At 58.1% G+C, this 11,870-nt stretch carries 9 protein-coding genes; 7 read left to right on the top strand and 2 right to left on the bottom strand.

All coding sequences use genetic code 11. The features are described 5' to 3' along the window. Positions 1-178: 178 nt before the first annotated feature. Complete coding sequence (gene tpx, locus HX812_RS14615; RefSeq protein ID WP_016980349.1) at positions 179-679, bottom strand: thiol peroxidase; 501 nt, start codon at positions 677-679, stop codon at positions 179-181. Positions 680-837: 158 nt separating this feature from the next. On the opposite strand from tpx, the gene HX812_RS14610 reads away from it, so the two are divergent. From HX812_RS14610 to HX812_RS14600, 3 genes are all read left to right on the top strand, one after another. Further along, the gene (locus HX812_RS14610; protein WP_038850196.1) at positions 838-2,127 is read left to right on the top strand and encodes a glycosyltransferase; all 1,290 of its coding nucleotides are present in this window, start codon (positions 838-840) and stop codon (positions 2,125-2,127) included. A gap of 72 nt (positions 2,128-2,199) precedes the next feature. Beyond that, positions 2,200-3,105: an AraC family transcriptional regulator gene (locus tag HX812_RS14605; protein ID WP_038850198.1), complete on the top strand. Its 906-nt coding sequence runs from the start codon at positions 2,200-2,202 to the stop codon at positions 3,103-3,105. Between the two features lie 98 nt (positions 3,106-3,203). Then, positions 3,204-6,965 (top strand): hypothetical protein, encoded by a 3,762-nt coding sequence (locus HX812_RS14600; RefSeq protein WP_038850199.1) that lies wholly within the window; start codon positions 3,204-3,206, stop codon positions 6,963-6,965. Between the two features lie 88 nt (positions 6,966-7,053). Here the strand turns inward: HX812_RS14600 and HX812_RS32415 are convergent, their stop codons facing one another. Further along, the gene (locus HX812_RS32415; protein ID WP_372848851.1) at positions 7,054-7,338 is read right to left on the bottom strand and encodes a chitin-binding domain-containing protein; all 285 of its coding nucleotides are present in this window, start codon (positions 7,336-7,338) and stop codon (positions 7,054-7,056) included. A 308-nt stretch (positions 7,339-7,646) separates the two neighbouring features. Between HX812_RS32415 and HX812_RS14590 the strand changes: the two genes are divergently transcribed. The 4 genes from HX812_RS14590 (at position 7,647) to HX812_RS14575 (ending at position 11,868) form a co-directional block, all read left to right on the top strand. Beyond that, positions 7,647-8,918, top strand: coding sequence for a sugar ABC transporter substrate-binding protein (locus HX812_RS14590; protein ID WP_371317970.1), 1,272 nt, complete (start codon positions 7,647-7,649; stop codon positions 8,916-8,918). Between the two features lie 92 nt (positions 8,919-9,010). Continuing rightward, positions 9,011-9,901: a carbohydrate ABC transporter permease gene (locus tag HX812_RS14585; RefSeq protein ID WP_032864136.1), complete on the top strand. Its 891-nt coding sequence runs from the start codon at positions 9,011-9,013 to the stop codon at positions 9,899-9,901. Between the two features lie 10 nt (positions 9,902-9,911). Continuing rightward, a complete protein-coding gene (locus tag HX812_RS14580; protein WP_038850200.1) occupies positions 9,912-10,742 on the top strand; it encodes a carbohydrate ABC transporter permease in 831 nt (276 codons plus the stop codon). Between the two features lie 22 nt (positions 10,743-10,764). Next, positions 10,765-11,868, top strand: a complete 1,104-nt coding sequence (locus tag HX812_RS14575) for an ABC transporter ATP-binding protein (protein ID WP_038850202.1) — start codon at positions 10,765-10,767, stop codon at positions 11,866-11,868. Positions 11,869-11,870 lie beyond the last annotated feature (2 nt).

Here is an 11,870-nt window from a genome sequence, read left to right as displayed (position 1 = left end):
TTAGAAAAGCGCCTTTACCGGCTATTTACCTTGGGCTTACAACTTTTAACTTCTGACCTTAGTTCATCGACCGTTTCGCTAAGCATCTGAACCACAAATAAAAACGGCCTGGACTAGGCCAGGCCGCAATCATGCATCAAGCGTGTTACTGCAAAACGACAGTAACGTACCGAAACAGTTACTTCAAAACAGCCAGGGCTGCTTCGTAGTTCGGCTCTTGGCCGATTTCGGGCACCAGTTCGCTGTGCAGCACGTTGTTGTTCTCGTCCAGCACCACTACGGCGCGGGCGGTCAGGCCTTGCAGAGGGCCGTCGGCCAGCGAAACGCCGTAGTCCACTGCGAAGTCGGCGTTGCGGAAGTCCGACAGGCTCAGCACGTTGTCCAGGCCTTCGGTGCCGCAGAAACGCTTCTGGGCAAACGGCAGGTCAGAGGAGATGCACAGCACCACGGTGTTGCTCAGGTCGTTGGCCTGGGCGTTGAACTTGCGTACCGAAGTGGCGCAGGTCGGGGTGTCAACGCTTGGGAAGATGTTCAGAACCTTGCGCTTGCCAGCGAAAGTTTCCAGGGACGCTTCCGACAGGTCGACAGCAACAAGGCTGAACTCAGGAGCGGTGGAACCGGTTTTCGGCAATTCGCCTTCAACCTGGACAGGGTTACCACGAAGGGTGACTTGAGCCATGAACGGAATCCTTATGCTGATTTGGGTTTAACGAATTCGAGAGGCCGAAGTTAACCACAAAGTACGTTGGCTACCTACCGCCAAACATAAATTGTCATGCCGTAGGTTATGGTTTAATTGCGCGCTTTGTGCCCTGCCCCTCAAGGAAAACGATGTCGATGAATGCCCCTGCCACCAAAGTCCTGGTCATTGGATACGTCTGGCCGGAACCCCGTTCCTCGGCCGCAGGCGGGCATATGATGCAAATCCTTGAGAGTTTTCTTACGCAAGGTTGGGACATCACCTTCAGCAGCCCCGCCACTATTGGCGAACACAAGGCCGACTTGCCTGCGCTGGGCATCGCCGAATGCGCCATCGAACTCAATAACAGCAGTTTCGACGACTTTATCCGCGAACTGGCCCCGGACATCGTGCTGTTCGACCGTTTCATGATGGAGGAACAGTTCGGCTGGCGCGTCGAGAAATGCTGCCCCAACGCCCTGCGCGTGCTGGAAACCTCCGACCTGCAGAGCCTGCGCGACGCCCGTCACCAGCGTTTCAAGGATCACCTGAAGGCGCACCCCGACAGCGACGATTTCAGCGCACTGTTCTCCCCCGCGCTGCAGGCCGAGTTCCAACTGATGGCCGACACCGACCTGGCCAAACGCGAGATCGCGGCGATCTACCGCTGCGATATCAGCCTGATGATCTCGGATGTGGAAATCCGCTTGCTCACCGAGCATTTCAAAGTGCCGGCCGCCCTGCTCCACTGGTGCCCACTGATGCTGGAGCCGCCGACCGAACCGTTCGCACCGTTTGAAGACCGCGCGCACTTCCTCAGCATCGGCAACTTCCGCCACGCGCCCAACTGGGATGCGGTGCTCTGGATGAAAAACAGCCTGTGGCCGTTGATCCGCCAGCAATTGCCGGGCGCGCAGCTGCATATCTACGGTGCCTACACCCCGCCCAAAGCCACCGCCTTGCACAACCCGGCCCAAGGCTTTCATGTGATGAACTGGGCCGAAGATGCCCTGCAAGTCATGACCGCCGCGCGTATCTGCCTGGCGCCCTTGCGGTTCGGCGCCGGCATCAAGGGCAAGCTGGCGGACGCGATGCTCTGCGGCACACCGAATATCACCACGCCCATCGGCGCCGAGGCCATGGGCGACGAGCAACCCTGGCCGGGCGTGATCGAACACAGCGCACAGGCCCTGGCCGCGGCTGCGGTAGCGCTCTACCAGGACCGCAAACGCTGGACCCAGGCCCAGGAAAACGGCCGCCATCTGTTGGCCCGCCGCTATGACCAGAACGTCCATGGCCCTGCACTGGTGGCCCGCCTGGAACAGTGCCGCAGCACACTAAATGCCCACCGCCGCGATAACTTCACCGGCAGCATGCTGCGCCACCACGCCCATAAAAGTACGCAGTACATGTCTCAGTGGATCGAGGCGAAAAACCGCGTCGTATAAACACCAACGCTGGCGAGGTGGCGCGCGACGGGGCATTATCCTACGCAGCAACCACAATAAAGCGACGGCAGCATGACCCGAGCAACGCGTATTACCGACCCTTCCTACGAGTTGATGGACGACCACAACGGCCTGTCCATCATCTATCGCCAGCACGGTTTTCCCTGCCCGCTGGTGCGCTGGCACTTCCACAAGGAATACGAGCTGCACCTGATCGTCGCCAGTTCCGGCAAGGTGTTTATCGGCGACTACATCGGCAACTTCTACCCGGAAAGTCTGTTTCTCACCGGCCCCAACCTGCCCCATAACTGGATCAGCCAGGTGGAGGAAGACGAGGTGGTGCCCAAGCGCGACATGCTGGTGAACTTCACCGATGAGTTGTTCGAGCACGGCAGCCACATTTTTACCGAGTTAAAGAGCCTGGCGCCGTTGCTGGAGCGCGCTCAGTACGGCATCGAATTTCGCTGCAAAAAGACCATCGCCCAAGCCATGACTTTGATGCAGCGCATCGAAGACGCCCAGGGCATGGCGCGCCTGGGGCATTTCTTTATCCTGCTGGAGGTGCTGAGCGCCTGCGAGGACTACCAGCTACTGTCCGGTGTGACTACGCCACAACTGGCGGACGAGCACAGCATCGACCGCACCAACCGCGCGGTGGATTACATCTTTGCCCACTACGCGCGCGAGTTGCCGCTCGAAGAGGTGGCGGATTACCTGGGGATGAAACCCACCTATTTTTCCAGGGTGTTCAAGCAGGCCACCGGGCGTACCTTCGTTGAATTCGTCAACCGCCTGCGCATCAGCAAGTCGTGCGAACTGCTCGCCGATGGCGAAAAACCCGTGACCGATGTGTGTTTCGAGTCGGGCTTCAACAACATTTCCAACTTCAATCGGCGCTTCCAGCAGCTCAAGGGCATGACCCCGTCGCACTACCGTCGGTTGGCAGTACAGCGCTTGACGGAGCAGAACCTGGCCTGACCACCCGTCGCTACTGTCAACTTTGACAGCTATACGCGCCACACCGAGGGGTGTGTGATTTCCTTACCCAGCTTTATGCTGCATAAGGAGCGCTCACTATGAAAAAACTCACGTCCTCCAACCCGCCCTGCCCTGTCTGCAAGCCCCATCGCCATGGGCCAAAGCCCCCCGTCATTGCCGACCCGCTGGACTCCCCGTTTGTCAGCGACGCAGTGCAACCGATTCCAGGCGCTGATATCGGTTTGAACATTCGACTGGTGCAGCCCTGGCTTACCGTACGTTTCAGCAAGTGGTTCAACTTCAATAAGGGCGACACGTTCAAGTTATTCATGGGCAGTTTCACTTACGCCATTGCCGCCGGTGAAATCAGGCAAGAAGATTTGGATCCGGATAAGAACTTTGTCACGCTGGTGATACCAGAAGGGTTGGTGCCGAGGGGCTATATTTATCCGTGTTTTGGCCAAGTGACACGAGTGGGCAGCGGCACCCCGAGCACCTCCCCTTATGAAACCTGGCTTGTCAAAACCGACCGCCCCGGTGGCGTCAGCACCAATCCCTACTATCACTCGCGACTGGTCATCCATCTACCGCCTGATCTGGTGGACGGTGTACTCGACCCCGAACGGGCTGAGGAAGGCGTGGACTTGACAGTTGATCCTTATCCGAGAATGGCGAAGGGGGACACTATTGAGACCTGGTGGAACGGGTTTAAGGTATTCCAGGAGATAGATCAAGACCACCTCGACGGTATCAAGCCGATTGTCGTGCATGTGCCGGAGTCAACCATCATCGCCGGGGGCAGTGGCTGGGTGGTGATTTACTTCCGGGTCTTTGACATCGTGTTCAACTATTCGGGAGAAGTGCCGCAGTGGTCGAAGCCCATAAGGGTGGAAACCGACCTGAACAAACTGTTGCTCAACCGAGCGCACTTCACCGTCGATGAGGATTCGGTCGACGAATTGGACTACGACAAAGACGGGGAAAAACCGCTGAAAGTCGAAGTGGTCATTCCTAAAACGCTGCCCAATGGCGTGTCTACGCCGGCTGGCGCGATGATCCACGTGAAACTGACCCTAATCGACTCTGACGGTGGACGCACTACCGTACTTCTCACGCCATTTCCTGCTCGGATCGATCGGTCAGCTACGACCCCAGTGGACAAAAAAGACGCAGAAGCCGTGATCGGCGGTCACTTGGAGATCGAATACGAGCTGAAAACGTCCACTGGCAGCCTCCTCGGCACTTCCAGGCGCTTGAACGTCACCGTGAGCGGCGTTAAACGATCGATGCCGGCAATGACCATCGATAAAAACGAAGGTGGTTTTATTGACCCATCAACCCCCTACTTCCAGGCTTTTTTCCCGAAAGAAATTTCACCCTATGACGCTGACTGGAGCGTGACCTTCGTCATGCAAGCCCTTGACCAGTTAGGCCGGTTGGTTGAGTACACTGAAGAACTGCTCGCAGGCGCAAAAGAACCACCTCCGCTCCCTCGCACAGTGCTCCAGGCGCAGTTCTCGCCTTTCATCGGACTGGGAACGGTCCTCGTGTTCTACCTCTTCAACGATGGCCGGATGCGGATCATGGGCTCAGGCATTCAGACGGTACGCAAGTCCGAAGTTCTGGAAGTGACCTTCGGCGCAGCCGTACGCTCGATGCCCGAACCGAAACTGCAATATGTAGACCTGTTCAACAATTTGGACATTGATAGCATTATTGGCACCACGCTCAACTTGACCTTGACCGAAACGCGTACGGCGCCCGGCGACATTTTCGAGTGGTTTTTGAGAGGTTCTGCCAGCAACGGTTCCACCAGTGATGACATAAAACTGAACTCATCGACGGCAGGCAGGCAGGTCGTGGTTCCGGTAGACGCGAAATATGCCATTGCCAATAACGATGGGGAAATTCGTCTCAGCTACACACTGCAACCGGCGGATAACAGCCCGAAACGCTTTTCCGATGTTCTGCTTATCACTGTAGGAAAAGCGCTCACACTGATACGACCGGAAGTCGCAGAAGCAACCCGCTACCCCGACCAACTGGCGGCAGTTGCCGCAACAGGGGGAGCGACCGTCGTGGCCAATATTGCGCAATTGCGGCCCACCGACCAAGTCGAGACCTGCTGGAGCGGAATCCCGGGAATTGGTACCTATTGCGAAACCCAGAATGGCAATACATCGAAGGTCGTGTACACCGACATCGCCCCTGATATAGTGGGTGCCAACATCCAGGCGCAGGGGCACTTTATCCAGGTGCAGTACTTCGTAATCCGGGGCCTGCACAAAACGCCATCGCCGGTGTTGAACCTGGAGTTGTTACCACCGCCATTCCCCAAACCCTATCTGGAAGGCTATGCGTTGGATGCGGTACTCGACGTCAGCACACTGAAGGGCACCGAACGCGCCCTTGCCGATCGCTGGTTCTTCATCCATCACTTTCAGCGGGTGTGGTTCGAACTGTTCGGCACCTATGCAGACGGCAATCAGTTCTACCACGCCTTCAACTATGGCGACCTGGTAGGACTGGACGGCGAGCAGAACGGTCTCCATCCACTGGCGCCCATTGCAGAAATACGCAAGCTCAAGGACGGCACGCAATTGAGCATGCGCTGTGCGGTCACCTTCGACCAGAGCTCGGACCTGTCCAATGCCGTACGTTTTTTGCAACGCGACTACACCGTCAGGGCCTTGCCTGCACAGTACCCGGTGCCCATCTTGGAAGAAGCAAGCGGGTCCGGCACGCTGGTGACATTGGCGGCGCTGGATGCACAATACGGTGCAAATCTGCGGGTGAGCTATGGTCCGATGAGCGCCACCGACAGGATCTATGTCGAAGTTCTAGGCAGCACCGGCGCCGGCTCGGCTACGATCGGGCCGATCTATGGGGAAACTGATGGCACCGTCAATGTGCCCCTGGGCGCCGCATTGATTGCTGCCAATATCGGCAGCACCAGGACCCAATTCACGATCAGGTACACGGTAACCAAAGGTGCGGATACCCGGCCCTCTGTCTTGCTCACGGTGAATCTTGATCCGTTGTCTCAAGCCGAGCTGAAAAAAACCGTGCTGCAGATCGATGAAGCCACACCCGCCGGCATAATCGATTTGGATACGGTCGGCAACGCCACAGCTCGGGCAGGGATATGGCCATTCATTGCCAAGCACCAACCCGTGTGGCTCAAGTTGTTCGGTACCGACCGCGACGGTAAGGCGCTCAACTTGACCCTGCTGGACGGTACGGTCGATGGCGAGGTAGACGCAGCCTGGATCAGCCAGCGTTATCACCTGGAAACGGTGTTGAGCAGTTACCTGCACAACCTTGGAAACAACAGCATGCTGACCCTGCAGTTGAAGGTGGCGCTCAACGGTATCAGGGATGAGTGGCGGGCGATTGAGTTTCCGTCAACGCGTTACACGGTAAGAAGCGTGATGGTCCACGACTGCACGACGTTCACTGACAATTACGTGAATTACTGGCTCAGTGAGTGGACAAATGTGGGCATCCGACGCGAACCCAATGGTAACTTCTTTTGGCAGGCAGGCCCCCTTACTGGCCAAGGAGCCCGTCTGTACAAAACCTTGACGCCTGCCACCGCAGGCTATTACCGGATCAGTTTCAGGTATCGGATCAACAAGTTTGCTGCCATTGGCGCGCCGACGTTCATTGAAATCCGGCTGGGCACACTGAGTAGCTCGCCTCAGGTCCCCGCGATCAATACCTGGCTGAATGTTGACATCCCGCTCGGCTACTTGCCCGGCAACCCGTTTGTCGCGTCGATAGCCTTCAGAAACCCAACCACCGGCGGGGTCTATGACCTGGATGATATTTGCATTATCCAGACCCCTTATCCGATTTGAGGCAAATGCAAAACAGGGATCAGTACATGTACTGATCCCTGTGCACTCGCTTGTTTATGCTACCGATGAATAGACCCTGGCGAAAAAATCAGGGTTTTACACACGCTTGTAACTGTTCGCTGAATTCCAGGCCCCTGGGGCAATCATACGGATATTGAATCCACCGATTAATGGAAGCGTTCCAAACACAGCGGTAGAACCCGCCGACCCTATCTTGACTTTTAAAATAGCCCGCCACTCGACAAGGTAGCTCATTTGTTTCGACTGGGGGAGTAGGTTCTGTTGTACAGGCACTGATCGAAACAGCAACGACCAAGCCCAATGCGATCTTATAAAGCGTGTTGTTTTTGAGGTTTACACGAGAACAGTTCATAAACATCTCCTGGTTGGGTTGTGCCATACCATTAACCCTCCGCGACCTTTTAGCGTCTACTGTCAGAACTCACAGGTTGGCGCCCCCTCTGAGTGGTAGTGCCCGCCTTGCAAGCCCAGTGCAAAAAAGTATCAGCCGCAGTGTTCCCAAGGATTTGTCACAACGCCATTTGAAGGCTGTAATCAACGCACACTCTTCCAGCTGTCGTGGAAGACACAACAACAATAACTGTCCTTCCGTAGCCCCTGGGCGCGGAGATGGAGTGCGCGATGAAGTTCACAGCAAAAGCACTAATTGCCTTTTCTTGCATGACCCTCAGCGCCGTCAGCCTTGGCGCGCAAACCCTGACCATTGCCACCGTCAATAACAGCGACATGATCCGCATGCAAAAGCTCTCGAAAACCTTCGAGGCCGAGCATCCGGAGATCAAGCTGAACTGGGTGGTGCTCGAAGAAAACGTCCTCCGCCAACGCCTGACCACCGATATCGCCACCCAGGGTGGGCAGTTCGACGTGTTGACCATCGGCATGTACGAAGCTGCACTGTGGGGTGCCAAGGGCTGGCTGGAGCCGATGAAGGACCTGCCGGCGTCCTACGACCTCGATGATGTATTCCCTTCGGTGCGTGACGGTTTGTCCGTCAAGGGCTCGCTGTACGCCCTGCCGTTCTACGCCGAAAGCTCGATCACCTATTACCGTACCGACCTGTTCAAGGACGCCGGCCTGACCATGCCCGAGCATCCGACCTGGACCCAGATCGGCGAATTCGCCAGCAAACTCACCGACAAGACCAAAGAACAATACGGCCTGTGCCTGCGCGGCAAAGCCGGTTGGGGCGAAAACATGGCGCTGATCACCACCTTGGCCAACGGCTACGGTGCGCGCTGGTTCGATGAGAAGTGGCAGCCGGAATTCAACGGTCCAGAATGGAAAGACGCGCTGAACTTCTACGTCGACAACATGAAGAAATCCGGCCCGCCGGGTGCTTCCAGCAACGGTTTCAACGAAAACCTGGCGCTGTTCAACAGCGGCAAGTGCGCGATCTGGGTCGACGCCAGCGTGGCCGGCTCGTTCGTCACCGACAAGACCCAGAGCAAAGTGGCTGACCATGTCGGCTTTACCTTTGCCCCGCACGAGAAGACCGATAAGGGTACTTCGTGGCTGTACTCCTGGAGCCTGGCGATCCCGACCAGCTCCAAGGCCAAGGATGCTGCCAAGGTGTTCACCAGCTGGGCGACTTCCAAGGAATACGGCGCATTGGTCGCCAAGACCGATGGCATTGCCAACGTGCCGCCAGGCACGCGCAAGTCGACCTACAGCGACGAGTACATGAAGGCCGCGCCGTTTGCCAAGGTGACCCTGGAGTCGCTGAAAGTCGCGGACCCGACCAAGCCGACGCTCAAGCCGGTGCCGTATGTCGGTATCCAGTTGGTGACCATTCCTGAGTTCCAGGCGATCGGGACCCAGGTCGGCAAGTTCTTCTCGGGTGCGTTGACCGGCCAGCAGACGGTGGATGCCGCACTGACTGCCGCGCAGACCACCACCGAGCGGGAAATGAAGCGGGCCGGGTATCCCAAATAAGGTGAGCCTTCCACTGTAAATGTGGGAGCGGGCTTGCTCGCTCCCACATTTAACCGCACTCCGATTCTTGCTCTGTATTGGCCCTGAATACCATGAATACACCCGCCAAAAACCGCCTGGCCAACCCCGGCTGGTTCCTTGTCAGCCCCTCGGTAGCCTTGCTGCTGCTGTGGATGATCGTGCCGCTGGGCATGACCCTGTACTTTTCGCTGATCCGCTACAACTTGCTCTACCCCGGCGAAAACCAATTCGTCGGGCTGGAAAACTTCACGTATTTCATCACCGATTCGGGCTTCCTGCCCGGCGCCACCAATACCTTGTTGCTGGTGGGCAGTGTGCTGCTGATCAGCGTGGTGTTCGGTGTGCTGATCAGCGCCCTGCTGGAAGCCAGTGAGTTCTTCGGCCGCGGCCTGGTGCGGGTGTTGCTGATTTCGCCGTTCTTCATCATGCCCACCGTCGGTGCGCTGATCTGGAAGAACCTGATTTTCCATCCGGTGTCAGGAATCCTGGCCGCCGTGTGGAAGTTCTTCGGCGCAGAACCTGTGGACTGGCTGGCGCACTACCCGTTGCTGTCGATCATCATCATCGTGTCGTGGCAGTGGCTGCCGTTCGCGATCCTGCTGCTGATGACCGCCATGCAGTCCCTCGACCAGGAACAAAAGGAAGCCGCACGCCTGGACGGTGCCGGCGCCATCGCGATTTTCTGGCACCTGACCCTGCCGCACCTGGCCCGCCCGATTGCCGTGGTGGTGATGATCGAGACGATCTTTTTGCTCTCGGTGTTCGCCGAGATCTTCACCACCACCAACGGTGGCCCCGGCTACGCCTCGACCAACCTCGCCTACCTGATCTACAACCAGGCGCTGGTGCAGTTCGATGTGGGCATGGCCTCGGCCGGCGGCTTGATTGCCGTGGTCATCGCCAATATCGCGGCGATCATCCTGGTGCGGATGATCGGCAAAAACCTGACTGACAAGCCTTGAGGGCCGCGCCATGACGCTTCAACAATCCCGCCGCCTGCAAAGCCTGTTGCTCGGCACGTTGGCCTGGGCCATCGCGATCCTGATCTTCTTCCCGATCTTCTGGATGGTGCTGACCAGCTTCAAGACCGAAATCGATGCGTTCGCCACGCCGCCGCAGTTCATCTTCACGCCGACGCTGGAGAACTACCTGCACATCAACGAGCGCAGCAATTACTTCAGCTATGCGTGGAACTCGGTGCTGATTTCCTTCAGCGCAACGGCGCTGTGCCTACTGATATCGGTGCCGGCCGCCTACTCCATGGCCTTCTACGAAACCCAACGCACCAAAGGCACGCTGCTGTGGATGCTGTCCACCAAGATGCTGCCGCCGGTGGGCGTGCTGATGCCGATCTACCTGCTGGCCAAGAGCATGGGCCTGCTGGATACGCGCATTGCGCTGATCATCATCTACACCTTGATCAACCTGCCGATTGTGGTGTGGATGGTTTACACCTACTTCAAGGACATCCCCAAGGACATCCTCGAAGCCGCCCGCCTGGATGGCGCCACCCTCTGGCAGGAAATGGTCCGCGTGCTGCTGCCGATTGCCAAGGGCGGCCTGGCCTCCACCGTGTTGCTGTCGCTGATCCTGTGCTGGAACGAGGCGTTCTGGTCGCTGAACCTGACCTCGTCCGCCGCTGCGCCGTTGACCGCGTTGATCGCCTCCTACTCCAGCCCCGAAGGCTTGTTCTGGGCCAAATTGTCCGCCGTGTCGACCCTGGCCTGCGCGCCGATCCTGATCTTTGGCTGGATCAGCCAGAAACAGCTGGTGCGCGGGTTGTCCTTCGGCGCCGTCAAATAATAATTCCTAGCGGAGGCCCATCATGGCCAACCTGAAAATCAAGAATCTGCAAAAAGGCTTCGAAGGCTTTTCCATCATCAAGGGCATTGACCTGGAAGTGAACGACAAGGAGTTCGTGGTGTTCGTCGGCCCGTCGGGCTGCGGTAAATCCACCCTGCTGCGCCTGATCGCCGGCCTGGAAGAAGTCAGCGAAGGCACTATCGAACTGGACGGTCGCGACATCACCGAAGTGACCCCGGCCAAGCGTGACCTGGCGATGGTGTTCCAGACCTACGCGCTGTACCCGCACATGAGCGTGCGCAAGAACATGTCGTTCGCCCTGGACCTGGCCGGTGTCGACAAGAAGCTGGTGGAGAGCAAGGTCAGCGAAGCGGCGCGCATCCTGGAGCTGGGCCCGTTGCTGGAGCGCAAGCCCAAGCAGCTGTCCGGCGGCCAGCGCCAGCGTGTGGCTATCGGCCGCGCGATTGTGCGTAACCCGAAGATCTTCCTGTTCGACGAACCGCTGTCCAACCTCGACGCCGCCCTGCGCGTGCAGATGCGCCTGGAACTGGCGCGCCTGCATAAAGAGCTGCAAGCGACCATGATCTACGTGACCCACGACCAGGTTGAGGCGATGACCCTGGCCGACAAGGTCGTGGTGCTGAACAGCGGCCGTATCGAGCAAGTCGGCTCGCCGCTGGAGCTGTACCACCAGCCGGCCAACCTGTTCGTGGCGGGTTTCCTCGGCACGCCGAAGATGGGTTTCCTCAAGGGCAACGTCACCCGTGTTGAAAGTCAAAGCTGCGAAGTGCAGTTGGATGCAGGCACGCTGATCACCCTGCCACTGAGCGGTGCCACCTTGAGCGTGGGCAGCGCGGTGACCCTGGGCATTCGTCCGGAGCACCTGGAAATCGCCGCGCCCGGCCAAACCACTCTCACCGTCACCGCCGACGTCGGCGAGCGCCTGGGCAGCGACACCTTCTGCCACGTCAACACCGCCAACGGCGAGCCGCTGACCATGCGGATCCGTGGCGACATGGCCAGCCAGTACGGCGAGACGCTGCACCTGCACCTGGACCCGGCGCACTGCCATCTGTTCGACACCGACGGTGTTGCCGTGGCCCGCCCACTGCGCGCTGCCGCCTGATT

The sequence above is a fragment of the Pseudomonas sp. IPO3749 genome (assembly GCF_013386605.1).
Taxonomy (GTDB): Bacteria; Pseudomonadota; Gammaproteobacteria; order Pseudomonadales; family Pseudomonadaceae; genus Aquipseudomonas; species Aquipseudomonas azotoformans_A.
Note: the sequence above shows the minus strand (reverse complement) of the source record. Positions and strands in the feature narration are given on the sequence as shown.